This window comes from Streptomyces sp. MMG1121 (assembly GCF_001280015.1).
In the GTDB taxonomy this organism is placed as follows: domain Bacteria; phylum Actinomycetota; class Actinomycetes; order Streptomycetales; family Streptomycetaceae; genus Streptomyces.
Genome location: NZ_LGDV01000201.1, coordinates 339,790 through 365,518, shown reverse-complemented (window position 1 = coordinate 365,518; position 25,729 = coordinate 339,790). Strand labels below are relative to the sequence as shown.

Annotated in this window: 23 protein-coding genes; 15 read left to right on the top strand and 8 right to left on the bottom strand. The window is 69.5% G+C overall.

Annotated elements, in window-relative coordinates; genetic code table 11:
- Nucleotides 1-25 precede the first annotated feature (25 nt).
- The 3 genes from ADK64_RS26710 to ADK64_RS26700 form a co-directional block, all read right to left on the bottom strand.
- Nucleotides 26-211, bottom strand: coding sequence for a tautomerase family protein (locus ADK64_RS26710; protein ID WP_053662757.1), 186 nt, complete (start codon nt 209-211; stop codon nt 26-28).
- A gap of 46 nt (nt 212-257) precedes the next feature.
- The gene (locus ADK64_RS26705) at nt 258-1,466 is read right to left on the bottom strand and encodes a Cmx/CmrA family chloramphenicol efflux MFS transporter (protein ID WP_053662755.1); all 1,209 of its coding nucleotides are present in this window, start codon (nt 1,464-1,466) and stop codon (nt 258-260) included.
- Between the two features lie 118 nt (nt 1,467-1,584).
- Nucleotides 1,585-2,007 carry a GlcG/HbpS family heme-binding protein gene (locus ADK64_RS26700; protein ID WP_053662753.1) on the bottom strand — a complete coding sequence of 141 codons (423 nt, stop codon included), beginning with the start codon at nt 2,005-2,007 and terminating at the stop codon, nt 1,585-1,587.
- Between the two features lie 235 nt (nt 2,008-2,242).
- Here ADK64_RS26700 and ADK64_RS26695 point away from each other — a divergent pair, with 235 nt between their 5' ends.
- The 7 genes from ADK64_RS26695 (at nt 2,243) to ADK64_RS26665 (ending at nt 9,771) form a co-directional block, all read left to right on the top strand.
- On the top strand, nt 2,243-2,827 hold the full coding sequence (locus ADK64_RS26695) for a TetR/AcrR family transcriptional regulator (RefSeq protein ID WP_063789949.1): 585 nt from the start codon (nt 2,243-2,245) through the stop codon (nt 2,825-2,827).
- A gap of 251 nt (nt 2,828-3,078) precedes the next feature.
- Nucleotides 3,079-3,870 (top strand): cupin domain-containing protein, encoded by a 792-nt coding sequence (locus ADK64_RS26690; RefSeq protein WP_053662749.1) that lies wholly within the window; start codon nt 3,079-3,081, stop codon nt 3,868-3,870.
- A 14-nt stretch (nt 3,871-3,884) separates the two neighbouring features.
- A complete protein-coding gene (gene asnB, locus ADK64_RS26685) occupies nt 3,885-5,699 on the top strand; it encodes an asparagine synthase (glutamine-hydrolyzing) (RefSeq protein WP_053662748.1) in 1,815 nt (604 codons plus the stop codon).
- Nucleotides 5,696-6,745, top strand: coding sequence for a PrpF domain-containing protein (locus ADK64_RS26680; RefSeq protein ID WP_199829714.1), 1,050 nt, complete (start codon nt 5,696-5,698; stop codon nt 6,743-6,745). Before asnB ends, ADK64_RS26680 begins: the two co-directional genes overlap by 4 nt.
- On the top strand, nt 6,732-7,856 hold the full coding sequence (locus tag ADK64_RS26675) for an acyl-CoA dehydrogenase family protein (RefSeq protein ID WP_053662746.1): 1,125 nt from the start codon (nt 6,732-6,734) through the stop codon (nt 7,854-7,856). Before ADK64_RS26680 ends, ADK64_RS26675 begins: the two co-directional genes overlap by 14 nt.
- Nucleotides 7,844-9,259, top strand: a complete 1,416-nt coding sequence (locus ADK64_RS26670; RefSeq protein WP_053662745.1) for a dihydroorotase — start codon at nt 7,844-7,846, stop codon at nt 9,257-9,259. Before ADK64_RS26675 ends, ADK64_RS26670 begins: the two co-directional genes overlap by 13 nt.
- Nucleotides 9,256-9,771, top strand: a complete 516-nt coding sequence (locus tag ADK64_RS26665) for a flavin reductase family protein (RefSeq protein WP_053662743.1) — start codon at nt 9,256-9,258, stop codon at nt 9,769-9,771. Before ADK64_RS26670 ends, ADK64_RS26665 begins: the two co-directional genes overlap by 4 nt.
- Here ADK64_RS26665 and ADK64_RS26660 read toward each other — a convergent pair.
- Nucleotides 9,755-10,237: a MarR family winged helix-turn-helix transcriptional regulator gene (locus tag ADK64_RS26660; RefSeq protein ID WP_053662741.1), complete on the bottom strand. Its 483-nt coding sequence runs from the start codon at nt 10,235-10,237 to the stop codon at nt 9,755-9,757. The two genes, ADK64_RS26665 and ADK64_RS26660, sit on opposite strands and share 17 nt — an antisense overlap.
- A gap of 52 nt (nt 10,238-10,289) precedes the next feature.
- Here ADK64_RS26660 and ADK64_RS26655 point away from each other — a divergent pair, with 52 nt between their 5' ends.
- The 5 genes from ADK64_RS26655 (at nt 10,290) to ADK64_RS46120 (ending at nt 16,144) form a co-directional block, all read left to right on the top strand.
- Complete coding sequence (locus ADK64_RS26655) at nt 10,290-10,748, top strand: luciferase family protein (RefSeq protein ID WP_053662738.1); 459 nt, start codon at nt 10,290-10,292, stop codon at nt 10,746-10,748.
- A 106-nt stretch (nt 10,749-10,854) separates the two neighbouring features.
- Nucleotides 10,855-10,998: a hypothetical protein gene (locus tag ADK64_RS46125; protein ID WP_159046336.1), complete on the top strand. Its 144-nt coding sequence runs from the start codon at nt 10,855-10,857 to the stop codon at nt 10,996-10,998.
- A gap of 115 nt (nt 10,999-11,113) precedes the next feature.
- A complete protein-coding gene (locus ADK64_RS43450; protein ID WP_159046335.1) occupies nt 11,114-14,203 on the top strand; it encodes a lantibiotic dehydratase in 3,090 nt (1,029 codons plus the stop codon).
- Nucleotides 14,200-15,495 carry a lanthionine synthetase C family protein gene (locus ADK64_RS43445; protein WP_078992841.1) on the top strand — a complete coding sequence of 432 codons (1,296 nt, stop codon included), beginning with the start codon at nt 14,200-14,202 and terminating at the stop codon, nt 15,493-15,495. The genes ADK64_RS43450 and ADK64_RS43445 overlap by 4 nt, the downstream gene beginning before the upstream one ends.
- Before the next feature lie 415 nt (nt 15,496-15,910).
- Nucleotides 15,911-16,144, top strand: coding sequence for a hypothetical protein (locus ADK64_RS46120; protein ID WP_159046334.1), 234 nt, complete (start codon nt 15,911-15,913; stop codon nt 16,142-16,144).
- Between the two features lie 218 nt (nt 16,145-16,362).
- Here the strand turns inward: ADK64_RS46120 and ADK64_RS26630 are convergent, their stop codons facing one another.
- Nucleotides 16,363-17,520 carry a hypothetical protein gene (locus tag ADK64_RS26630; protein ID WP_053662728.1) on the bottom strand — a complete coding sequence of 386 codons (1,158 nt, stop codon included), beginning with the start codon at nt 17,518-17,520 and terminating at the stop codon, nt 16,363-16,365.
- Between the two features lie 21 nt (nt 17,521-17,541).
- Nucleotides 17,542-18,606, bottom strand: a complete 1,065-nt coding sequence (locus ADK64_RS26625) for a hypothetical protein (RefSeq protein WP_053662725.1) — start codon at nt 18,604-18,606, stop codon at nt 17,542-17,544.
- A 558-nt stretch (nt 18,607-19,164) separates the two neighbouring features.
- Here ADK64_RS26625 and ADK64_RS26620 point away from each other — a divergent pair.
- Nucleotides 19,165-20,643, top strand: a complete 1,479-nt coding sequence (locus ADK64_RS26620; protein ID WP_053662723.1) for a protein kinase domain-containing protein — start codon at nt 19,165-19,167, stop codon at nt 20,641-20,643.
- A 126-nt stretch (nt 20,644-20,769) separates the two neighbouring features.
- On the opposite strand, the gene ADK64_RS26615 is transcribed toward ADK64_RS26620, so the two are convergent.
- Nucleotides 20,770-21,687 carry an alpha/beta fold hydrolase gene (locus tag ADK64_RS26615; RefSeq protein WP_053662721.1) on the bottom strand — a complete coding sequence of 306 codons (918 nt, stop codon included), beginning with the start codon at nt 21,685-21,687 and terminating at the stop codon, nt 20,770-20,772.
- A gap of 211 nt (nt 21,688-21,898) precedes the next feature.
- Nucleotides 21,899-22,210, bottom strand: coding sequence for a hypothetical protein (locus tag ADK64_RS26610; protein WP_159046333.1), 312 nt, complete (start codon nt 22,208-22,210; stop codon nt 21,899-21,901).
- Between the two features lie 221 nt (nt 22,211-22,431).
- On the opposite strand from ADK64_RS26610, the gene ADK64_RS26605 reads away from it, so the two are divergent.
- Both ADK64_RS26605 and ADK64_RS45235 read left to right on the top strand, forming a co-directional pair.
- Nucleotides 22,432-24,117, top strand: a complete 1,686-nt coding sequence (locus ADK64_RS26605; protein WP_234384708.1) for an immunity 49 family protein — start codon at nt 22,432-22,434, stop codon at nt 24,115-24,117.
- A 107-nt stretch (nt 24,118-24,224) separates the two neighbouring features.
- The gene (locus tag ADK64_RS45235) at nt 24,225-25,181 is read left to right on the top strand and encodes a hypothetical protein (RefSeq protein WP_063789948.1); all 957 of its coding nucleotides are present in this window, start codon (nt 24,225-24,227) and stop codon (nt 25,179-25,181) included.
- Nucleotides 25,182-25,729 lie beyond the last annotated feature (548 nt).

Here is a 25,729-nt window from a genome sequence, read left to right as displayed (position 1 = left end):
CTTGGTCGGCCGGTCGCTGGTGTGCCTACAGCTCGCTCGCGAGCCGGCCGCCCTTGCCCCAGTGGTCCCTCTCGACCTCGGTGAGGATGACGGTGACGGCTTCTTTGGGGCAGTCGGCGATGCGGGCGACGGAGTCGGTCAGCTCGGTGACGAGCTCGCGGCGCTGGTCGGTGCTGTTGCCCTTCCAGAGGGCGACGTTGACGACGGGCACGGCAATTCCCTTCGGTGGCTGGAGCGTTGTCAGGCGGGTGAGGGGGTCACCGCTGGGCTGCCGCGGGGGCGGTGACGGCCTCGGCCGGGGCGGGCGCGCCGGCGGTGCGGCGGGCGGAGGCGTCGCGGGCGGTGGAGGCCAGCGCGGTGATCAGGGCGGCGGCCGCGAAGGCCGTGCCGACCCAGGCGGGGGAGAGGTAGCCGTGGCCGCCGGAGATGGCCAGGCCGGCGGTCCACGGGCCCACCGCGTTGCCGATGTTGAAGGCCGAGATGTTGCCGGCGCTGGCCAGTGAGGGGGCGTCGCCCGCCTCGTTCATCACCCGGGTCTGCAGGCCCGGGTTGATGAGGAAGCTGGCGACGCCGAAGGCCGCGAGGGTGACGACCATGGCCGCCTTGTTGTGCGCGGTGACCTGGAAGAGCAGCAGCATTCCGCCGAGCAGGATCATGCCGATCCACAGGGTGCGCATCAGGTTGCGGTCGGCGAACTTGCCGCCGAGCCAGCTGCCGCAGAACGTGCCGACGCCGAAGAGGGTCAGCAGGAGCGGCACGGCGCTCTCGCGGAAGCCGGTGATGTCGGTGAGCAGCGGGGTGACGTAGGTGTACGCGGCGTACAGCGAGGCCTGGCTGAGCAGGGTGGTGGCCAGCGCCAGCCACACGTTGACGCGACGGAAGGCGGTCAGCTCGCCGCGCAGGCTCGCGCCCTCCTCGCGGGGCTGGTGCGGGATCAGGGAGATGACGCCGACGAGGCCGACGGCGCCGATGGCGAAGACGGCCCAGAAGGGGGCGCGCCAGCCGAAGTGCTGGCCGAGGAACGCGCCGAGCGGGGCGCCCGCGATGGTGGCGATGGTCAGGCCGCCGAACATGATGGAGATGGCCCGGGCGCGCTTGGCCGGCTCCACCAGCGAGGCGGCGACCACGGCGCCGATGCCGAAGAACGAGCCGTGTGCGACGGCGGTGATGAGGCGGGCGGCCATGAGCACGCCGTAGCTCTGCGCGGTCGCGGCGACCAGCTCACCGGCGAGGAAGATCACCAACAGGGTGATCAGGGTGGCCTTGCGGGGAACACGCGAGGCCAGCACGGTGATCAGCGGGGCGCCGACGGTCACGCCGACGGCGAAGAGCGAGATGAGATGGCCCGCCTGGGGGACCGTCACATCGAAGGCGTCGGCCAGCTCGGGGAGCAGGCCCGCGATCATGAACTCGGTGGTGCCGAGGCCGAAGATGGTGAGGCCCAGGACGAACAGGGCGATGGGCATGGCGACTTCTCCCGAAGGAATGGCGCGAGGGCGGGAAGGGGGCCCGGCCGAAGGCGGGGCGGGGGCCTCTCCCCGACAGGGGGCGGGGAGAGGCCGGCGCAGGGGGTCGGTCGAGGGGTCAGCTCACCACGGTGAGGCCCGCCTCGGCGATCTTGACGTCGTCGGTCCAGTGGCCGCCGGAGACACCGATCGCGCCGACGACCTCGCCGTCGATCACGATGGGCAGCCCGCCGCCGAGGGCGACCAGACGGGCGATGCCGGTGGGCGCGCCGTTGCCGATGACCTCGTCCTTCTTGAGGTTCTCCGACCACTGCTCGGTGGAGAGCTGGGAGGCGGCGGCGGTGTAGGCCTTGTCCTGCGAGACCTGGAGGGTGATGAGCTTCGCGCCGTCCTGGCGCAGGAAGGCCTTCAGGTGGCCGCTCTCGTCCACGACGGAGATGCCGAAGCGCTTGTCGGTGGCGAGCGCGGCGGCGTCGGCAGCCTCGATGATCTTCTGGGCCAGCTCGCTGCTGATGGAGGCTCGGCGGACGGTGTTGGGCATGGTGGCGCTCCTCGCAAGGGTCGGGGGTGGTCCAGCGAACAGACAGAGTTCGTTGACGAACTGTTCGATGTGGGAATGTACGTTATCGCGGTGTCGTCGCTCGCTGTCAAGGCGTCCCTGAAGTGGACCGAGCGGTAAAGAAAGTTGGCGCGATCCAGTCGCCTGGTTCCGAAATGTCCGCCATGCAGCGGGACTTGGTTGACCGAGCGGTCCACAACTGCCTACAGTCGTCGCCATGGCACGACCCCGAGGCTTCGACGTGGACGAGGTGCTGAGCGCCGTCATGGAGCTCTTCTGGCGCCAGGGCTACGAGGCCACCTCCGTCCAGGACCTGTGCGCCGCCACGGGTCTCGGGAAGGGCTCGCTCTACGCCGCGTTCGGCAGCAAGCAGGAGCTGTACGCGCAGGCCCTGCGGCACTACGTGAAGCTCACGACGCACGACCTCCAGGCCCAGCTGCTGCGCAGCGTCCCGCTCCGGCAGGCCGTACGGGACCTGCTGCTCGACCGGATCGACCAGTCGCTCAGCACCCCCGAGCGCCCCGGTTGTCTGCTGGTGAGCGCCGTGGTCGAGCGGGTCCCGCACGACCACGGCGCCGCCCGTATAGCCCGGGACGCGATCGAAGCGCTCAAGGGCGCCTTCGCCGCCGCGCTCCACGCCGCCAGGGCGGCCGGCGAGATCTCCGCCGACGCTGATGTCGATTCGCTCGCCGGATTTCTCACGGCAATGGTTCAGGCGCTGCGCGTCATGAGTATTTCCGTGCCGGATGAGAAGCAGCTCACATCAATCGTCGACACCGCTCTTTCGGTTATCCCCGAATAATCGCTTGCAATTTCCGTCAGGGCCACCCGCGCAACGCGGGGATGGCCCTTTTCGCATGTCCGCGTGTTCGCTGTCCGTTCGCTTGGCCATACTGCCGGCCAACGAAATTTAATGGCCCCTTCACATGCGCGGATAAATCTTAATCGCATGCGATTTCCCTTGGTGTTCGACCGGTTCTCCTCCTAGATTCTCAAGGGCCAGCCCGAGTCAAGGGCAGCTCAAGCACCAGTCAAGTACAAGGGAGGCTCGGCGTGGGTGCCGACACCGTCAAGGGCGCGATAGTCCGCCGTGCAGAATTCGCATTCTCGACGTTCGACTGGGGCCGGGTCGCCGAGCCCGTCGGGCCGGCCATCGGCGCGCAGAAGGTCAAGCTCAACGTCGTCGAGGTCGCCCCGAACGCCGTCTGGCGGCAGGGCTGGTCCTTCGAGGAGGAGAACGTCGTCGTCGTGTTCGCCGGATCCGGCCACGGTGACATCGGCAGCGCGCGCACCGAGCTGCGCCGCACCTCCGCCCTCTACTCGCCCACCGGCCGCACGCTCGAACTCACCGCGGGCGACGAGGGGCTGACCGCCTACGTCTGGCGCTCCCAGCTCATCGGCGGCGAGAGCGCGGGCGCGTCCCCGAAGACCACCGGCGCCCTCACCGACAGCGAGACCCAGCTGCGCGGATTCTCCGGAATCGGCGAGGCACCCACCGAGGGCGAGGGGGCCGTCATGAACTTCGTGTTCTGGCCGGGCACCGGCTCCTCGCGACTGTGTCTGCACTGCGGCGTCCAGCAGCCGGGCCAGACCTTCAATGTGCACGTCCACCCCGAGAGCGAAGAGGCGTTCATCGCCTTCGAGGGCATCGGCCAGCTCTATATGCACGACCAGTGGAACGACGTCCGCCCCGGCGACGTCCTGTACGCGCCCCCCGGCATTCCGCACGGCGCCCGCAACCCGCACACGGGCCCCGAGGCCGAGCCGTTCACCACCTGCGGCGGGCCTACCCCCTTCGACCCGGCGCTCTACCAGGCCGCCGGCGTCTCCCCTGACGTGAAGTGAGGTAACGCACAGCCATGTGCCGGATCTACGGACACTTCGGCGGAGAGCACTCCGCGAACCACCTGCGCGCGGTCGCGCTGCTCCAGCGGCACGGCGGCCCCGACGCGCAGTACCAGGCCGCGGGCGACGGCTGGGCGCTCGGCAACAACCGGCTGGCCATCATGGACCTCGACCACGGCGACCAGCCCTACACTCTGGGCGAGCGCGTCAAGGTCGTCTTCAACGGCGAGATCTACAACCACGACGAACTCCGCACCCGGCTGCGGTCGTTCGGCTACACCTTCGACGACCACTGCGACGGCAGCATCCTCCCGGCGCTCTACGACCACTACGGCGTGGGCTTCGCCGAGCACCTCGACGGCATGTTCGCCATCGCCGTCCTCGACCTGCGCCGCGAGCCCACCCTCGTGCTGGCCACCGACCAGGCCGGCATGAAGCCCCTCTACTACCGCTGGGACCGGCAGCGCGGCGCGCTGTACTTCTCCTCCGAGCTGCCCGCCCTGCTCTCGCTGCCGGGCATCGGCTGGGACCCCTGGCTGCCGGGCCTCGACGCCTACCTCGCCAGCAAGACCCCCTTCGGCGAGCAGACGATGGTCGACTCGGTGCAGGTCCTGCCCCGCGCCACCACCGCCTCGTTCACCGCCGCCGGCGGGCTGCGCACCGTCCGCCGCGACGACATCGCCTCCGACGAGCAGTTCACCGACCTGGAGAGCGCCGGAGCCCGGCTCCAGGAGGTGCTGCGCGAGCAGACCCGGCTGCTGGCCCTGGCCGACGTCCCCATCTCCGCGATCACCAGCGGCGGCCTCGACTCCAGCCTGGTCACCGCGCTCCTCGCGGAGACCGTGCCCGACCTCACCAGCTTCAACATCGCCTACCAGGGCGACTGGCCCTTCGACGAGCGGCACTTCGCCCGCGAGGTCGCCCAGCGCCACGGCACCCGCTACCACCAGGTCGAGGCCGACCCCGCCCGATTCCCCGAGCTGCTGCGCGACGTCGTCTGGCACCTCGGCCAGCCCAACGCCGACCCCATCTCGATCAGCACCTACCTGCTCTTCCAGGCCGTGCGCGACGCCGGCTTCAAGGTCGCGGTCACCGGCGACGCCGCCGACGAGATCTTCGGCGGGTACGGGCGCATCAAGCAGGCCCTCCTCGACGGCGAGGGCGACTGGGCCCACAACTACCTCGAAGCCCTCGCCGCGGTCCCGGGCGAGCTGCGCCAGTCGCTCTACACCGACGACTACCGCGCCTACCTCAAGCAGCACGGCGGCGCGTACGAGACCCTGCGCGACACCCTCGGCAAGAAGTTCGGCGACACCGGCGACCGGCTGGCGGCCATCACCTCCTTCGAGGTCGACGAGCGGCTGCCCGCCTACCACCTGCGCCGTGTCGACCACCTGAGCATGGCCAGCTCCGTGGAGGTCCGGCTGCCGTTCTGCCAGCCCGCCGTGACCCGGCTCGCCCTCGGCCTGCGCGAGGAGTTCCGCGTCCGCGGCCACGAGGGCAAGCGCGCCCTGTACCAGGCGGCCCGCGGACTGCTGCCCGACTCCGTCCTCAACCGGCCCAAGCAGCCCTTCACCCTGCCCATCACCGCGATGCTGCGGCCCGGCGAGGCGCTGCTGGAGCACGCCCAGGAGACCCTGTCGCCCGCCGCGTTGCGCGCCGGGGGACAGCTCGATGCCGCGGCCGTGCAGAACCTCATCAGCAGCCAGATCGAGCGGCCCAGCGACACCAGCGCGCTGGCCATCTGGTCGCTGATGGTCCACCAGATCTGGCGGGAGCAGCTCGGCGCCCTGCGCACCACCGCGCTCCCGACGAGGGAGGCGGCGTGATACAAGCCCATATCGCCTACGCAAAGGGCAGTCCCAGCCCCACCCTGACCCTGCCCGCCGACGCGCTGCCCGAGCGCGAGGAGGAGCTGGAGCCCGCACTGCGCGAGGCCGTGCGCCACCTCGCCGAGCACGGCGGCGGCCTGGAGAAGATCACCAAGATCGCGCTCATCGCGCCCTCCAGGCACCCCCTGTTCGACATCGACTACCGCTTCGTGCAGGTCATGCCGGGGACCGAGCCGCGCTTCGACTTCCACGGCAGCTGCGGCCACTCGGTGCTCTCCTCGGTGATGGTCGCCAGTCGCCTCGGCTGGGTGCACCGACTCGCCCCCGACCACCGGGTGCGGGTCAACGTTCTCAACAACGGCGACCACGTGGTGTGCGAGGTCGACGACTGCGAGCGCGACCGCGCCACCTTCACCGCCCACTTCATGCACCACCCGGCCGTGTGCCTGGACGCCCTCACCTACGGCGGCGGGCCCACCACCTCGCTCGTCTACGAGGACGGCAGCATCACTGCGAGCTGCGTGTCGGTGAGCAACCCCTACGTCTTCGTCAACGCCGCCGACCTCGGCGTGCGCGACGCCGACCAGCTCTTCACCGACGACCCGCGGCTCTTCGAGGTGCTCCAGCAGATCCGCAGCGCAGCCGCCGACGTCTACGGGCTGCCCCGCGGCGGGGCCTTCCCGAAGATCGCGGCCCTGCTGCCCGACGGCGACGGCACCATCGCCGTCCGCGCCATCTCCGTGCCGACCTGGCACCCCACCATCGCCCTCACCGGGGCGGTCTGCGTCGGCGCGGCGAGCAAGATGGTCGGCACGGTTCCGTACGCGCTGGCCGGCAGCGCCGCCGTCCCCGGCGCCCCGCTCACCATCCGCACCGCGGGCGGCACCACCGCCGTGCGCGCCGCGGTCACCGGGAACACGCCCGCGGACACCCTCGCCTGGGTGAGCGTCGCGCAGAAGTCCGTGGAGTTCACCGGCTCGCTCACCCTCGAACGGCTCCAGCCGTACGCGCAGAAGGAGGCGCTCCCCTATGCCCACCGCTGAACTCAGCGACACCCCGGCGACCGGCCGCGAGACCCTGCTCACCGCCCTCGCCGAGCACGCGGCGGCGGCCGACCGGGAGGGCAGGCCGTCCCCCGAGGTGCTGGCGGCCGTCCGTGCCTCGGACGTCACCGGCCTCGTGGCGCCCACCCACCTCGGCGGGGCAGGGGCCGAGCAGTTGGCGGTCAACCGGCGCATCGCCGAGATAGCCCGCCACGACCCGTCCACGGCCATCATCGTCTTCCAGCACCTGGCTGTCTCCAGCCGCATCGTCGAGTGGGGCACCGCCGAGCAGCAGCGCGACCTGCTGCCCAAGCTCGCCTCCGGCGAGTGGCTCGCCGCCTCCGCCTGGAGCGAGTCGGGCGCGGGTGCCGCCAAGCGCAACCTCGCCACCATCGCCGAGGAACTGCCCGACGGCAGCTGGTCGATCAGCGGCGGCAAGGCCTTCACCACCGGCGCGGGCCTCGCCGACGTCTACCTCGTGCTCGCCCAGACCACCCAGGTCGAGGACGACGGCGAGGTCTACGGCTCCACCGGCCAGAGCTTCTTCCTCATCCCCGCCGACACCCCCGGCATCACCCCGGACACCAGCCTCGACCTGGTCGGCATGCGCGCCTCGGCGACCGGCTTCATCGAACTGGAGAACTGCGTGGTGCCCGCCGACGCCATGCTGGGCCCGCGCGACGGCGCCAACCGCGTCATCGCCGGCGTCCGCCAGTCCGGCGCGACGCTGGGCGCGGTCGCCGTCGGCATCGCCGAGGCCGCCTGGGACCACGCCTTCGAGGCCGCCCGCAAGCGCGGCTTCCTCGACCACCAGGGCCTGCGCTTCCGCCTCACCGAGGTCCGCACCCGCATCGAGGCCGCGCGCGCCCTCGTCGAGCGGGCCGGGCGGTGCGACGCCCCCGACCCCGGCGCGGTCACGCTCCACAGCAAGATCTTCGCCGGCGAGGTCGCCGAGGAGGTCGTACAGACCCTCGCCCGGCTGCTCGGCAGCGCCGGCTATGTGATCTCCAACCCCATCAACCGCATGGCCCGCGACGCCCGCGCCGTGGCGCTCATGGGACCGACGAACGACCTCGCAAGGGAGCTGGTGAGCACCGCGTGGACCCTGTGAACCACACCCCGGCCTACGACCTCCTCGTCCGCGGCGGCCGGCTCGTCGACGGCCATCAGGTCACCCGTGCCGACCTCGCCGTGCGCGACGGGCGCATCGCAGCCGTCCTGGAGCCCGGCGCGCGCGCCGAGGCACGCGAGACGGTCGACGCCTCCGGCCTGTACGTCCTGCCCGGCCTCATCGACTCCCATGTGCACTTCCGCACCCCCGGCCTCACCGAAAAGGAAGAGTGGGCCAACGGGTCGCGGGCGGCCGTCGCGGGTGCTGTCACCACCGTCATCGACATGCCCAACACCCGCCCCGCCACCTTCACCCCCGCCGACGCGCACGCCAAGCACGCGCTGATCGAGGGCAACAGCCTGGTCGACTACCGCTTCCACGCGGGAGTAAACCCGGACGACGTCACGCTCCTCGACGAGTTCACCCCGCGCGAGGCGACCTCGGCCAAGGCCTTCCTCACCGGCCACCACACCGCCCCGCACGTGCTGCGCGACCCCGCCCGGCTCGACGGCCTCTTCCGGCTCGCCGCCGCCAAGAACCTGCGGCTGCTCTTCCATGCCGAGGACGACGACGTCTTCACGCTCCTCGACCAGTGGCAGGGCGAACCCCGGTCCTACCGCTCGTACGAGGCCCACCGGCCGCGCAGCGGCGGCATCGTCGCCGTCGCCAAGCTCATCGAACTCGCCCGCAGGCACGGCACCGACGTGCACGTCCTGCACGTGTCCAGCAAGGAGGAGGCCGACCTGCTCGCCGCAGCGGGCGCGGCCGGGATCCCCATCACCTTCGAGGTCACAGGGCACCACCTCTCCTTCACCACCGACGACACGCTGCGGCTGGGCCCGCGCATCCGGCTCAGCCCCGCCATCCGGGAGCAGACCGACCAGGACCGGCTGTGGCAGGCCGTCATCCGTGGCGAGGTCGCCAGTGTGGGCAGCGACCACGCCCCGCACGCCCTCACCGACAAGGCGCTGCCCGCCCCCGACGCCCCACCCGGCCTGCCCGGGGTGCAGGAACTCTTCCCCGCGCTGCTCACCGGACTGCGCCGACGGCTGCCCGGCGGCGACGCCGAGGAGGCCCTGAAGATCGCCGTGCGGGTCATGGCGGAGGGCCCGGCCCGCCTCTTCGGCCTCGAAGGCCGCAAGGGCGCCCTGGCCGAGGGCCACGACGCGGACCTCGTCCTCGTCTCCGCCGACACCAACTGGTGGCTGCGCGCCGACGAGGCGCACGCCAAGGTCGGCTGGTCCGCCTACGAGGGCTGGACCTTCACCGGCCGCGTGGAACAGACCCTGCGGCAGGGCCGCAGCGTCTACGCCCGCCGCGCGGACGGCACCGCCGTCTTCGGCCGTCCCGACGGCCGCTGGCTCGAGGCGCAGGTGCCCGTCCCGGCAGGAGCCGAGCGATGAGCCGGGGATCGCTGCTCGCGCCGTCCGACGACCTGGAGGCGCACTTCAAGGACGCGATGGCCGCGCTGGCCGGCGGCGTGTGCGTGGTGACCACCACGGGGCCCGACGGAGTGCCGTACGGCTTCGCCGCCACGTCCGTCACGTCCGTTTCGCTGGACCCGCCGATGATGCTGGTCTGCCAGGCCAAGTCCTCGCGCTCGTACGAGCTCTTCGCCGGGGCCGGGCCGGTAGCGGTCAACATGCTGGCGGCCCGGCAGCGGCCGGTGGCCGAGCGGTTCGCGGCGCCCGTCGACGACAAGTTCGCCGGCACGGGCTTCGAGTGCGCCGACGGCCTGGCCCCGGTGCTGCCGGGCGCGCTGGCCGCCGTCCAGTGCCGACGCGTGCGCACGATCGACGCGGGCGACCACAGCGTCCTGCTGCTCGACGTCCGTGCGGTGCGCACCGCGCCCGGTGAGCCGCTGATCTACCACGGCAGGCGCTACGAGCGCCTGGAACTCACGAATCGTGGCTGACGAGCGCCGTGTCGAGCTTGCCGAGGAGCGCGGACAGCTGGCTCGACTCCTCCTCGGAGAGCCCGCGGCCGAGCACCTCGCGCTCGGTCTGCTTCCGGGCGGCGATCACCTGGTCGACGACCTCGCGGCCCTTGTCGGTGAGCCGGACGATCACGATGCGCCGGTTCTCCGGACTCAGCCGGCGCTCGACCAGACCGGCCTTCTCCAGCCGGTTGACACGATTGGTCATGGTGCTGTTCGAGACGAGCAGCCGGTCGGCGATGGTCCCCGGGCACATCTCGTGGAGCGGCGACTGGGTGCGCAGCGTGGTGAGCACGTCGAACTCCCAGGCCTGCAGCCCGAAGCGGGAGCACGTGCGGCCGAAGCGCAGCTCTGCCTGGCGTGAGACGTGCAGCAGCCGGTCGATGACCGGCAGGGCGACAGCACCTTCCACCAGCGCGGGAGCGTTCGAGAGCTTCTCCTCCATGCTCCGAGCCTAGCCGAGAACCGTTCGATGTCGTAATGATGAAAGGAAAGCGATGTCCCTCCTGAACCTTCCCGACCGTCCCGGCCCGGCCCCCCGCACCCGCGGCCCGGTGCCCCACGGCCAGCTGGACCAGATCGCCCCTACGCCGCTCCAGGAGGAGTTCTGGCAGCGCATGCGGTCGCTCAGCGGCGTCTACCTCGCCCCCACCCATGTGCCCTACCCCGAGGCCCGCGCCATCCACCTGGCCCCCGAGTTCGGCACCGGACCCGACGACGCCTTCATCCGGCACAGCCGCGAGTTCGCCCACCAGCACCCGCCGCAGGACGGCAGCGTGCACCTCACCCTGCCTCCGGCGGCCAAGAAGCACGTCACCGACCTGGGCTGGGGGATCCCGCACCCCATACAGAACACCCTGCTGCTCTTCGGCCCGCGCGACCGGGACGAGATCGAGGTGGCCTGGCAGATCCTGCTCGCCTCGTACACATACGCCCGCGGCCGCGCCCACGAGTGAGCGCGCGCGGCGGGGCCCGGCGCCCCAGAACGGCATTGCCGACAGTCGCGGGGCGCTGAATTCATTTCACGAAAACAGAAACACCAGAGAGGAAATCATGCACCAGATGGAGACCATCGTGACGACCGTGGACACCAACCAGTTCGACCTGGACATCCGCACGGAGACGTACCCGAAGGCCGAGGAGGCCGCTGCCCAGAAGACCCCGGGCATCACCGGCCCGTGCTCGCCGACCGTGTTCGGCTGCTAGCAGCACTGGAACAGTCTGACTCCGCACGGAGCCCTGAGGGTCGGGGACAAGAGGTTCCCCGGCCCTCTTGGGGGCGCGGCGCGGATCACCGATCGAGCCACAAAAGGGTACTGGATTGACGCGGACCGAAAAATCAATTCCGGCGACAACCAACTACGTTGCGGCATCCACGGCGATGGTCCGCGCCCCGCTCCTGTCCGTCCGGTCCTACTCTGCGGCCTTCGCTCCGCAGACCGAGACGACGAAAGGGTTGCGAACCGCCTTTGAAGATCCGGCGTTCAGGGAGGCGGTGTGGTTTGCCAGTCCGTCCCTCGCGCAAGATGCGGAGAAGTTCTTCCAGAGCCCCAGCGCGTTTTCGACCAAACAGCAGCGGCGCATCGTAACGGCATTGGCTCGCTACGTGGTGCGGTCGACGACACGTCCCACACCGTTCGGCATGTTCAGCGGAGTCGCCCCCGTCGGCTGGGGGCCAGAACTCGATATCGAGCTGGGCAACCCCACGGAACATCACCGCCCGGTCCGACTGGACTACGGCGAAGTGCTGAAACTCGTCCATGGCCTGGAGCGCGACCCTGGCGCGCAGTCGTACCTCTGGGTCTACCGGAATTCTGCCCTGCTGCTACGGGGAGAGCGTGTCCATCTCATGCACGGCGACGCTCGCGGGGACCAGGACGGCGGAAAGCGAGTATCGATCCGCTGCACCGACCCCGTCAAGAAGGTTCTGGCATGGGCCCAGGAAGCCATTCAGTTCTCAGCTCTTCGTGACAGATTGGAAAGGGCCTACCCACAGGTCACCGAGGACGCCCTGACGCGTTTTCTCTCCACGCTTCTCGAGAACAATCTCCTGTTGAGCACGCTGCGACCTCCCATGGATGGATCCGACCCGCTGTCCTACCTGCTCGCGGAAGCACCGAAGACCCGAATTCCCACACTTCGGCAGAGTCGGTACCTGGCAGAGTCCATCGACACGTATGCGAACCAGAAGGTGGGGGACGGAATCGGTGAACTGCGCTCACTACTGGGTCGACTCAATGTTACGGGGCCTGGCCGGTCTCAAAATCACCTGCAGGCGGACATGCGGATATCGCTCTCCGGGACACTGCCCGCAGAGTTGAAAGCGGAAACGGAATCCGCGCTGGACTGCTTGTTCCGACTCAGTCCCATGCCAGCCCGCTCCCCTGCACTTCAGGCATATTCCGGCGAATTCGTCAGCCGATACGGTGAGCGGGAGGTTCCACTTCTTGAAGTGCTCGACGAACAAGTCGGGATCGGCCCTCCAGCCGACTTCCGCAACCCATCGCCGAGGCGAAACTGGCCGGTTGCCCAGCAAGCTACAAGGCAGCGGGACGCCCTGCTCCACGATCTCGTCGGATCAGCTCTCAAGGATGGCGTTCACGAGGTGGAAATAGTCTCGGAACATCTCCTCGATCTTGGATTTCCGGAGGGCGAGCCGCCACCGTCAGTGGACGCTTTTCTCATGGTCGCCGCACAACCAGACGGAGATTGGCAGGCCGTCCTCGGCCCCGGGGGCGGGGCAGTCTTCCCTGGCGGCCGGGCTTTCGGGCGTTTCGCCTATCTTGACCAGCGATTCAACGACCATGTCGTGGAACTGGCCTGTCACGAGCAGGCGGCCAACCCTGACGTCGTCTTCGCGGACCTCAGCTACGTACATCCCGACGGGCACGTGAACAATGTGGCCCTGGCCCCCCGGGTCCACGAATACGAGCTGGCGGTATCGACAACGGCGAGCGGTCCCCGTGATCGGCGTGTAGAACTCGCTGACCTGGTGGTCGGCGTTGCAGAGGGACGGCTGTATCTGCGTTCACAAAAGCTTGGACGACGCATTGTGGTGCGGGCGGCACACATGCTGACTCCGACTTATTCTCCCAATCCGATCCGGTTTGTGCTCGAGGTCTCCGAGGATGGCTATTGGCGCCCTGTCTGGGGCTGGGGAGGAATGGAACGACTTCCGTTCCTGCCCCGGATCCGCAGAGGGCGCGTCGTGCTTGCACCGGCGCGCTGGCGCATTCCCGAAGGTGTCGGCAGCGAATCTGCGTCCCGGGCGGAGCTGGAACGTTGGCGCCGCGAATGGAACGTTTCCCGCCATGTATATACCGGACAGCTCGACAATCGGCTGTTACTCGACCTCGATCACCCGCTGCACGTGGAACTGCTCCGGCACCAGATGCGTCAGGGAGTGACCGCGGTGGAAGAGGCGCTGCCCGGCCTCGGGCATGCCGCAGCTCGCGATGCTCACGGTGACGGGTACCTCCTCGAGGCGGTGGTATCGCTGCGTGCGGTCGATCCGGAGCCCGTTCCTCGACCCCGGAAGCGCACCAGTGTCGATGCCGGTCGCCGGGAGCGCTTGAGCCTTCCGGGGGAGGGATGGTGGTTCTTCAAACTCTATGGCTCGCCCGACTTTTCTCAGGACACTCTCACTACCCTGCGCAACGTACTGGCCGACCAGGAATGGTTTTTCGTCCGTTACGCCGACCCACTGCCGCACCTTCGGCTGCGAGTCCGAGGCGACAGCGCACTCCCGGATGGTGTGCTGGATGCGTTGACCCAGCTGGTGGACAGCGATGCCATCAACCGTTTCGAGATAACCGGCTACGAGCGTGAAATCGAACGCTACGGAGGGCTCGCCGGCCTGGCGCTGTGCGAGCGGGTGTTCTGTGCGGAGAGCCCGGAGGCGGTAGATCTCCTCCATGTGACCCCGGAGCTGCTGAATACTGTGCCGGACGTCGATCAGTATGACATTGCGGCCTTCAGCACCGACGTGCTGCTGAAGTCTCTGGGCCTCGACATCGACACTCGCAACGACGTCTACAACACTATGCAGCTGTCCTACGCCCGCGAGTTCTCGGACGATCCGACAGTCTCGCGAAAGACCCTCAACCGGGAACTTCATATTCGTCGACCACTGTTGCGAACGCTATTGTCCGACAGTCATGCCGCACTGTGTCAGGGATCATTCCTCGATTCCTGGCGGCTGCGGCTGTATACCGCACTCGACCCTATCGGCCAGGAGCTGAACGCCCTTGACCGAGCAGGCGGCCTGACTTCCACAGTCGCGGAAATCGCCACCAGTCTCGTGCATATGCACGCGAATCGACTGGGGCTTGACCGCAGGGAAGAATACGGCGTAGTGCACCGTCTGCATCACGTGACCAAGGATCTCAGCATTCAGGGAACAGCCCCATGACCTTGCCTGATGAGCTTCGGACAACAGCCGCACAGATCGGTCGGTCGGTGTTCCTCCGGATGTGCGATCCAGAACAGCTGGCAGATATTGAGCAACCACGTCCGACGGCAGGTTTTCCCGCGCTGCAGTGGTCTGCTCTTGACGCAGCCTTTGGTGACGTCGGTCTGGCTGTGGCATTTGGGTATATGCTCCGTGTCGAGCCGGACTCCGGCTGGGACGAGGTTGCCCATTCCTATATCTCCCGGTCTGCGGCTGCCCTGGAGACCCGAGTAGGGTTAGGCCTATATCGTGGAATTTCCGGTCTTGCGTTTGCCATGCGCTATCTCTCGCTAGGCGGACAGCGTTACGCGCGGGCGCTGGGCCGTGTCGGTTCTCTTTTGGTCGGTCGATCGACTGCCGCCCTCGACCGCCTTCCCGAAGCGGGCTGCACGGCGCTGGAACAGTACGACCTGATCTCGGGTGTGGTGGGTGTCGGTGCCTCTCTGTCAACCATGACGGACGACCCCTCCGCAGCCTCCCTGCTGCACCGCCTGCTGGGCCGCCTCGTTGACTGGAGCGGCCGACCGGCCCCCGACGGTTTTTGGACTTCAGCCGGACCGGCGGCCGGTCCCGGCCGGCCACCGGAAGACAGCACGGCCAGATGTCTGGATCTGGGCGTCGCGCACGGAATCGCCGGCGTACTCGCCCTGCTGGCCGTCTGTGCCCGCCACGGTGCCGAGGTGCAGGGAATGCACGGCGCGGCTGACAGACTCGTCACCGCCATACGTGACGGTTCGACACAGACCCGGTGGGGACCAGACGTCGCCTACCGGCGCCACCACTCTCACTCGCACCACGCAACGAGCACGCCAAGCCGGGTCGCGTGGTGTTATGGAAATCTTGGAGTCGCTCGTTCTCTTCAACTCGCCGGTCTCGCCTTCGGCGAACCCGCATGGGGGAAACTCGCGCACCAGCTCATGAGATCTGCGATCTGTCGGCCGCTGGACGTCACTCGCGTCTCTTCCCCGACGTTCTGTCATGGTGAGGCCGGTGTCCTCCATCTGCTGACGAGATTTCAGGACGACTTGCCTTTTCACGACCCGGTGCTGGCCGAATACACCGAATCCTGCCTCCGGTCGATCATGGGGCAGTACGATCCCCGGAAACCATTCGGCTTCAGCGACTTTCATCCACTCACCGGCCCCGTCGACAGTCCTGGACTGCTCGAAGGCGCAGCCGGCGTCGCACTCGTACTCGCCTCTCTCACCCGAGACGTTTCGCCCGACTGGGAACGCATCTTCCTCACCGGATGAACCGAACGACGCTGTCAAGTTGCCGCTGGGGCAGGCGAGTCGGGTGCGTCGGCTCATCCTGGCTCCGGTTCCGACCGGCGGCCTCTCCGCCCCGGCCGAGGCTCCGGAGCGGATGGTGCGACACCGGACGCGGCCCCGGGCACCGTCCCGCGCGATCGTCTCGTCGCCCTGCCCGGTGTGCTCGGCGGCGATCCGCTCGACGGCCCTGTGGAGATCCCCGGGTGCGGTGTCCCCGCCGTCGCGGATTCGCTGCGGGCAGAGAGGTCCGGCTCCTCCATGGCGGCCAAGGCCCGCCCCGCTCGGACCTCCCCAGCGGTGGGTGCCCGGTGACGGTCCGGTCCCGCTCGGTGGGGCGGCTCACCCGCTCGGATGCGCTCGGCGAGCAACTGTCCACGAGGGTGTGCATGGTGAGTTCATGATCACTACACGACACCCCAAGAAGACCGTTTCCCGGATTCCGCGAGCATGCGCGGTGAGCGTCGCCGTGGGCATCGCATGTGCGGCGGGGGTGGCGACTGCCACGTCCGCCGTGGCGGCGACACCCGCCACGCACGTCGCCGCCAAGGCCACCCCGGCCTACGGCCACGGCGGCTGGGACGAGAACAAGTGCGGCAACGGCATCCTCGACCTCCTCAACTTCTGCAACTGAGGTGCAGCCGCTGGCAGTTCCTGCCTGCCATCCGCACAACTGCACGTCGAAGTAGTCCAACCATCCCCAGGGCGGTCAGGAACAGGGCAGAGATTTTTCTTCCTGACCGCCCTGCCGATCATGCCGCGGGGGCGGAGACCGCAACGGCGTCGGCGGGCTCACCTTCGCCGACTTCACCCGAGCACCGCTGGCTTCGCAAGGGAAGGCGCCTACTGGGGCTAGGGCACGACCTTGCCCACGCCACCCAGGGCCTGGGCGGCACGCTGGTTGATCTGCCACAGCTGGCCCTCACGGTTGCTGACGTAGATCCAGCCGTTGACGGTGTCCAGCGCGAGACCCTCGCACGTCCCCAGACCGGTGGCCACCACGCGTTGCGCGCCGTCCGCGAGAGTGATCTCGTACAGGCGCCCGTTCACGTGGTCGATGGTGTACGCCCGGCCGGTGCCGTCGAGGGCCACACGGATGGTGCTCGACCCCGACAGGGTGGTCACGACGCGGTGGGTGCCGTCAGTCAGGTCGACCTCGTGGAGTTTGCCGCCGCCGTCCTTCCGGCCGACGTACGCCTTGCCCCGCCCGTCCAGCACCACTCCGGCGATGCCCTGCACCAGGCCGGTGGCGATGGTGCGCTTCTGTCCGCCCGGCAGGTCGACGGCGATCAGCTGACCGTCGAGCCAGCTGGCGACACAGGCCTTGCCCGCTGCGTCGAGCGCGACGCCGTAGGCGCCCGACACATCGGCGATCTTGCGGGAGGAGCCGCTCGACAGGTCCACCGCGAGCAGGCGTCCGCCGCCGTAGTCGGTGGAGTAGGCCGTGCCCTGGCCGTCCACCCGCACATCGCCGATATCGCCGAGGCCGCTCGCGGCCACGCGCTGGGCGCCGGTGTCGACCTTCACCGCGAACAGCTGCTGCCCGCTCCGATCGGCGACATAGGCCGTGCTCAGCGACGGGTCGACCGCCAGGCCTTCGGAGGCCCCCAGTCCCGTCGCGACGAGGGTGTAGCTCCTCCTGTTGCCGATGAGCTTCGACAGGTCTTCGAGCTTCGGCATGTCCTCGTCGCTGATGCTCACCTCCGGCGGGCCGAACGCCTTCGTGGTCGCCGAGGCCATGCCGGACGCCGAACCGGGGTCTTCGGAGACCTGGCGCTGTGCGGCGGCCGCGCCCTGGGTGTTCTGGAACAGCGGGCCGAGGAAACCCATGACGTCGAACGCCCCGTGCGCTGTCTGGCGTACGAGCCACGGGTCGCGCTCGCTCTCCAGCTTGCGCACGGCCTCCGATTCGTCACCGGCTCCCGGAGTGTCTTTGCCCAGCGCCTGAGCGGACTTGTCGGCGGAACCGGCTTCGTCTCCGCCGTTGTCGAAGATGTTCTTGAAGGACACGGGCTTCCCTCCTGACCCCTGCTAGAGGGGCTGCTTCTGGTTCTGGTAGTCGAGTACTTCCGGCTGGAAAACGCGGTGTTCGCCGGTACGGACAGCGACGATTTCGGCCGTCCCCTTCTGCATGAACCGCTTCCCTTCGTCGGCCAGGTCGAAATGGCTGGAATCGAAGGAGGCCTCGCCGAGCTTCCACGCGATGACCCGGGAGTACTTCGGCTCGGCGGCCTGTGGCGGAGTCTCCTTGACCGCCACCGGCTCGGGATAGTACAAGGCGACCCAGCCGCCGAAGGTGACGGGGAATTCGTAGTCGAACTGGCGGATCTGACGCCGCGTCGTGGCCATGACGTCCGCCCGGCTGCTGATTTCCAGGCTGACCGACGACTGGTGCTTCCATTCGGTGGTCAGCGAACCACTGACGGATCCGGTGATCCCGAGCAGGAGCTCTCCCCACAACTCCCCGGTGCCGGTGACGGAGCTCGTGGCCGTGGTGTTGCTCGTCGCCTCCGTCTGGGACTCCGTGTTGACGCCCTGGTTGTCCTTGCTGTTGAGCAGGGTGGTCTTCTGGTACTGCTTCATCTCCATGCTCTTCTGGAGCTGCTGCTGGAGCGATGCGATGGACTTCGCCCCGAAGGTGAGCTTCACCTCGCCCTGGAGCGACCAGCTGATCGTGTTCGAAATCGAGAACTCGACCGTGTCCGTCACGGTGATTTTGATCGGGTCCGTGCCATTCACGTACGTCTGCTTGGAGATCATGTCGGGAGGGGGCTGCTGGATGTCGCTCCGTTCCTCGACGACCGGTACGCCGACATTCATGTAGGCACGCCAGCCGCGCTCGTGCGCGGTCTCCTCCTCCGGTGGGAAGCCGCCGTAGCGCACCTTGTTCAGGGAGAACCCGATCGGGTCGATCTGCTCACCCCCTTCCTGGGGGGTCCGCTTGAATGCGTTCCGCAGTTGGTTCCGCCGCAGGATGCCGACGGCCCTGGCGGCGATTTCGAGTTCCTCTTGATTCCGCGTGGTCAGCGGGTGACGCATGAATACGTCGTTGATGTAGGCCGTTCCCACATCGTTGCGTGCGCTGCTGTTTCCCATGCTCCTCAGACCTCCCTGCGTCGCAGGCCGGTGACGCTACGCATCCGGTGGCGGACGAGCACCGAGCCGAACTCGCCACCTGGTGAGAACCGGACAGAAGCCGCTGACCAGGCGTTTGATCACATGAGGGTGGGCGCGGCCCCGGGTCTGTCCGCCGCCCCCGCGGACGCTGCTCCTTGATCCTCGGGGCCAAGATCCGCCGGTGCGGTGCCGCGGCGGTCGGCACCGCCGGGCGCGCGAGGTGTCCGGATCCGCGGTCCCGTGGCTGCCGGCGGTGCCGGACCCGCCCCTTCCGCCTCGTTTTGGCCTCAGCCACATGTTCGACTCCGCCGCGCAGGGGCATTCCGGCAGGCGCGGCCGCCCGTACGGCGACGCAGGGGTGTGCGCGTATGCCGGCCGGAGCCAGGGTGAGTACCCGATGCGTCCGGCCGTGCCCGTCCTCAGGTCGCCGGCCTGGTAGGGAGACCGGCCGCCTGGGCCGCGACCCTGGTCGCGGGTCTGCGGATGTGTGCGGGCGTCGTAAGCTTCGTCGGGTTGCTGATGCACGGGGAGGCGCGAGTGGGGCGGGAGAAGGTTCTCAGCGACCGGTACGAGCTGGTCGAGAGGCTTGGGCAGGGCGGCATGGGAACGGTCCATCGGGGAGTGGACCGGCAGCTGCGCCGCACCGTCGCAGTCAAGCTGCTCTCCTCGGCGTTGGCCCACGATCCGCAGTCACGGGCCCGCTTCCGACGCGAGGCACACGCGGCGGCCGCACTGAACCATCCCGCCGTGGCCACCATCCACGACGTGGGCGAGGAGGCCGACCCGGACGGCCCACGGCCCTATCTGGTGATGGAGTACGTACAGGGCACGACCCTCGCCGATGCCATGTGCGACGGCCCCCTGCCCGTCGCCGAGGCGATCACCATGGCATGTGCCGTGCTGGACGCGCTGCAGCACAGCCACGAACACGGAATCGTGCACAGGGACATCAAACCCTCGAACATCATGCGCACCGGCCCCGGCACCGTGAAGGTCCTCGACTTCGGCATCGCCAAAGCCTTCACCGAGACCGCCACCCGCATCACCGGCAGCGGCGCCGCCATAGGCACCCCCGCCTACCTTTCGCCTGAGCAGATCAGCGGGGCGGAGATCGACCACCGGGCCGATCTGTACGCCATGGGGTGTCTGCTGCACGAACTGCTGACGGGGCAGCCCCCGTTCCGCGGGGAGTCGTCGTTCGCCGTCATGCATCAGCACCTGTTCGCCGAACCCGAGCCGGTCTCCCGGCTCCGCTCGCAGGTGCCGCCGACGGTGGAGGCGGTGATTCAGCGGGCCCTGCGCAAGGATCCGAGGGAACGATTCGCCGACGCGAGGCAGATGGGCGCCGCCCTCGCCGACGCCCTGGCCCACTCCGCCATGGAGACGGCTCGGGCCCCCGCGCCCCTTCCCTCGACGACGCGCTCCGGAAGCCGACCCGCGCTTCGCCACAGGTTCGTCTCGCGCGCCGGGGCCGACGGTGCCTTGGCCCTGCTGGGATGCCTGCTGTCGCTGCTGTGCGCACGCGGTCAAGTGGTGGACACAGCGCACTTCGGCTGGGTCGCCACCGGGGCCGGCCTGTTGGGCCTGGTGGCACTGCCGTGGTCAACACGCCTGTCGTGCGCGGTCGGCTGGGGGCCCGTGGCCGAGGCCGTGGCGGTCAACTCCGAACTGCGGCGCGCCAATGACGGATGGGCCCACTCGTACATCGGGATCGCCGCACTGCTGGGTCTGACCGCCGCCTGTTGCCTCGTCAGCGTGGCACGCACCAAGGAGGGCGGCGCCGGCTCACTGGTCGCTTTCTGGTTCTGTGCCACCGCGTCGGTCTGGTACGTCCTCGACGACCTGCACAAGCTCTACGTGTTCTACCTGCTGCTGTCCCTGACGGTCTTCGCCGCCATGTCCTGGGAGGCCGCGGTACTTGTGCGGCGCCGGGGTGGTGCGAGGCGGGCGGGGCTGCCGGGACCGTCCGCCGGCGCGACGCCGCGGGGACGTCCACTCGCGCGTCGGTCCGGCTGAACCGCTGAGTCCCCGGCTCGTGAGGCGCAACGGTGCTCGACAGGGAGGCACTCCTGAGGCCGCGGTCGATGGGCCTACGAGCCCGGGACGGTAGTGCCCAGCTTGTCGGCCGGGGCAGCGGTGGGGTCACCGAGATGCCGCGATCGATGCCGCCGTGAGTCTGTCCACGGCCGTCGCGACCGCCTCGGGGCTGGAGATCATCGTCAGATGCCGGGCACCCGGGACGAGCGTCGCGGGTGGTGCGCCGATGCGCCGGGCGGTCTCCCGCGGAGTCTGCCGGGTGAACACGTCGTCCTGGGCGCCGAACACCACCGACTTGGGCAGGCGCACCCCGGCGAGCCGCGCCACCTGGTCCGCGGGCAGGCCCGGCACGCCCGCGGCCAGCATGCTCCAGAGTGCGCCCTCCGCGCCCGGCACCCGGAGCGGGCGCCGCCACTGATCCAGACCGGCGGCGTCCAGGCGCGGACAGGCAGGTCCGCACTGTGCGTCGTACAGGCTGCGGATCACGGCGTCGATGCCGAGCCCGAGCCGCAGCAGGCTGGTGCGGTACGGGTCGATCAGCACGTACTTGAAGGCCGGCGGCGGCCCGGCACCCGTGTCGAGGGCGTCGCCGTCGAGGAGCATCACACCCCCCAGCCGGCCGGGGGCCCGCAAGGCCGCCTCGGTGACCACGGCGGCTCCGCTGGAGTGCCCCACCAGCAGCGGGCGCTCGCCCGGACCGCCGAGGTGCATGGCGTCCAGGAAGCCCAGGAGCTGCTGGGTGAAATGGTCGACGGTGTACGGGCCGTGGTGGTCGCTGTAGCCGTCGCCCGTCAGGTCGAGCGCGTACACCCGGTGGTCGCGGGCGAGCAGCGGGGCGAGGCGCGACCAGGTGTCCACGGACTCGAAGGCGCCGTGCACCAGGACGACCGGCGGGCCCGCCGTACCCCAGGTCTGGTAGCGCGTACGGATGTCGGCCGCCTGCACGTACCGGAGCCCCCGCGGCGGCGCGGCGCGCCCGGCCGTGACGCCGTTGTAGATGAACGAGGCCGCTGTGACGGCCACGAGTACGACGGCACAGACCAGCGCGGTGCGCCGCAGCCACCGCCGCGGCCGGGAGCGGCGTGGCCGCTGCGTGCGCTCGACGGGGAGCGGGGACGGAGCGGATGCCGGAAAGGCGTTCCCGTCCCCGTCTCCGGTCCCGTCCCCGTCTCCGGTCCCGGCTCGGCGAAGATCAGCTGTCACGGCTTCAGCATCGCCCATGACACACCCGCGGTCATCCTGCGGTGGGAGCCACCGTGACTACTCCGCCGGGAGTAGGGGAGTACCCGTCGTCGTGGGTGATGGTCCGGTCCAGGGTCTCGTGGTCATCCCGCCGTGTGCCCGGCGCGTGTGTGTGCGACGTACCGGCGCAGGGCGCCGGCGCTGCGGAAGACGCGCTAGTCGGGCCGTGCGACCAGTAGGCGGCGGCGACGGTGAGCACGTCGCCGGTGCGTGGGTCCATCACCTCGCTGTCCGGGTCCGGGGCCACGCATCCCGCGTCCCGGATGTCACACAGCGGCGCCGCCAGGCCGGGAACCTCGTCCACCGCGGCCACAGGAACGGGAGGTGACGTCCACCCACAAGGGGTCGTCCGTCATCTGCGCGAAAGCGCAGATCCCGAACGACCCGGAGTCCAGACGGAAGTGAAGGTACGTCAGCATTACCGGATTCCCCTCGTGGAAGCGGGCCTCGCCGACGGACCGACCCCGGTGGTGTGCACCGGACCGCGGCCTCACAGTGTCATATGTGCCTCATAGACTCGCGGGGGTGAAACAAGAGAACACTCCTGACCCCGTTCTGCCGATGCTGACGGCCGCTCAGGCGGCACGACTGCGGGCACTCGCCGCCCCGTACGCGCGGGACGGCCATGACCATCCCCTCACCAACCTGGCCCACGCGTGCCGCGATGTGCCGGAGGACCGCTGGCCCGAGCTGGTCGCCGCTCACTTCGCCCGCTTGCGGCAGGCCAGCACAGGAGGCGAGAGCGCCGAGGAGTTGCTGCGGGACGTACATGCCCGGCTGCTGCCCGTCGAGTCGCTCACGCCCGAACTCGCCGGAGCCATGCGGTACGCACGTGTGGTGGCCGACGGACTCGTCTTCGTCCACGCCCTCGACGGGCCCACCAGTGTGCGGATCCTCACCGACGACGACGTGGAGCGTGCGGGGCTCGAAGAGCTGGGCCAGGCGGCGTACGCGAACCTGATGCGCGTACCCGTCGAGCACGAGGAAGTGTCCATCGAGGGACGGGCGAGGCTGCACTCGCTGTACGGCGACTCCCCGTTCGTCGCGAGCAAGGCGCTGTTCCTGTCCGCAGCGGCCCGGCAGATCACCGGCGAGCCGCTCCCGGACACCGGTGCCCTCGTCGTCGTACCGAACCGGCACCTGCTGGCGTACCACCCGATCACCGACGGCTCCGTGGTCGACGCCGTCAACGGCCTCGCCTCCTACGCGTTGGGCGCCCACGAGGACGGTCCGGGCGCGCTGTCCCCGCGGGTCTACTGGTGGCACCGCGGCGGCCTGACGTCGCTCACGGTCATCGACCCCGACACACGAACCTTCTCCCTTCAGCCGCCGCCGCATCTGCTCGGTCTGATGAAGGGCCTGGTCCGCCTCGACCGCGCCGGCCGTCTCGCCGCCGCCAGCACGGCCGAGGCTTCGCAGGTCACGGAACTCACGCACACCACGGCCGAGTCGATAGCCCGCCTCGCCGGTTCCCCGGCGGGACTGGGCGAGGCGTTCGCCTCCGCCGTCGTACTCGCTCACGCGCACTGCGCCGCCGATCCCGGCGCCGCACACATCGACACATGGGACGCGTGGGCCACCGCCGTACAACTCGGCTCTGCGCTGTTCACCGGTGGGCAGCCGCAGGAATGCCACCTGGGCGAGGACCTCGTGCGGCAGCTTCCCGCCACATCCGCCGAACCACCCGCGGACGCCCGCGCCTGGCTCGACGCCCTCTACCTCGCGATCGTGTGCCGCCAGAAGGACCGGATCGGCCGGCTGTGCCAGGTGCCACTGGCGACCCTGAGCCGGGACGACACCGTCGACGAGTACGTCGTGCACTGGATCGACACCCTGCAGAGCTACTTCTGCGAGCGCCCCATGGACGACGTCGTGGAGAAGCTGCTCGCCACGATGAACACATCCATGCCCGAGGCCCTGACCCATGCGCCGAAGGACTTCGTGAACCGCGTCGACTACCAGCCGGTCGCCCTGTTCCACCGCCTGATCGCACGCGACCACGACGCCTTCGCCAAGACGCTGACCGAAGCCCTCGCCGACCACGGCGCTTACTGGGGCACATCGACGGCACCGCGCGCCCGAGTGGCCCTCGGACCGCTCGCGATGGCGAGCATCGCCTACGACCACGGGTTCCCCGTCGCCACGGATCTCCCGTATGCGCCCGCGTACCTCCTCAACCGCGAACGGATCGAGGTGATCCCCCCGGCCTGAACCAGGAACGCGCCGCGGCAGGCGCCAGTGGCCCAGGTGAAACGAGTAATCCATAACGATCTTGGCTGAGGTCTTGTGTGATTCCTCGTCCCCCTTAGCCTCCCCGCATGGCATTTCTTTCGAATCGCCGCAGAAGACCCCGCCTTGCCCCGGAACTCGACGACGAGGATCTGGGCAAGCTGATGAAGAACCTGCTGGCGACCACGAGGACGAGCGCGATCGCTATGACGGACATGTGCGTGGCACAGATGTCCCGTCTCCTGGAGCAGGACGCGGACGACTGGGACCGTCGAGCGCACCGCATGGGCGTCCTGGCGGAGTTCCTGGCCGGATCGAGGCTGCCCCGCTCCTGGGCCACGCGCGAGCCGCGCAACGCGAACGCACTCGTGCTGTACGCGTGGAGCGAGGTGGTACGCGCGGGCTCCCGGGGGAGTCTGGAAGACGCGGCCGGTGTGATCGACAACTGTTTCCGGGCCGCCGAACTCACCCCCGAGGACCCCACCCCCTGGGTGGTCGTCCTGAGGGCGGCGCGCCTGGAGCGCCGGGAGCAGCCGCAGGTGTTCGGTGTCTGGAACGAGGTGCTCGCGCGCGACCGCTGGAACCGTGAGGCCTACCTCACCATGCTGAGCTATCTCACCCCGGAGGAGGCGGGGTCGCGGATGCAGGTTCTGGAGTTCGTGGACGCCCTGCGCGCTCGTATGCCCGCGAACGCGCCCTGCGCGGCGACGGAACTCACCGCCCAGGTCTTCCAGTACCACGCCGTCCTCGACCGGGGCGGTTTCGAAGCGCTGGTGGCGCGCAATCACTGGTCCCAGACGAATGGTGCCCAGGCCCTGGACCGTGTGGCCCACACCTGGGTGCAGCCGGGATTCCTGCGTCACGCGCGGGCACGTGCCGACCTCAACATCCTCGCCTACGCGCTGATGGCCGCCGACCGGCGCGACGAGGCCCGGGCGGCCTTCGAGATGCTCGGCGGCATCGTCACCCCTTGGCCCTGGCAGGCCGGCGGCGACCCTCTGACCGCGTTCGAGCAGGCACAGCGGAGAGTCACCCGAGGGGGCTGATCCGCCTTGTGGCGGGCGGCTCACCCCGCCGGCACGGGGTCCGCCGTCGGGTCGCCGGTGGTGATCCGGCCCGACTCCAGCAGGTGCGCGGTGTCGGTGCAGCGGGCGATCAGGCGGTGTTCGCGGGAGACCAGGACGAGGGTCGTGCCGGGTTCCGTGCGCGGCCGGGCTCCCGCGCGGACCCCACGACACCGGGAGCGGTTTCCGTGTCACCGTCATCGGCCACTGGATCGTCGGACTCCCCGCGGCCTGGCTCCTCGCCCACGCCCTCGACCTGCGGGCCGTCGGCATCCGGCTCGGCCTGTTCACCGGTCTCGCGGCGACGGCCGTCCTCCTGCCGCGCCGCTGGTCCGCCGCCCTCACCGGCGTGGCACAGCCCCTGACGACGGCAACTGCCGGAACCGGCGACCGGATCGGCCGACCGGGCGCGCCGGGAAAATGGCGTGCCCCGGCCGGCTCCGTCTCGTACCGTCGTGGCGTACAGGGCGCCGCGACCGTACGACGGCGCCCGTCATCACCTGACACCGAGGGGAGCCCGACCGTGCGCA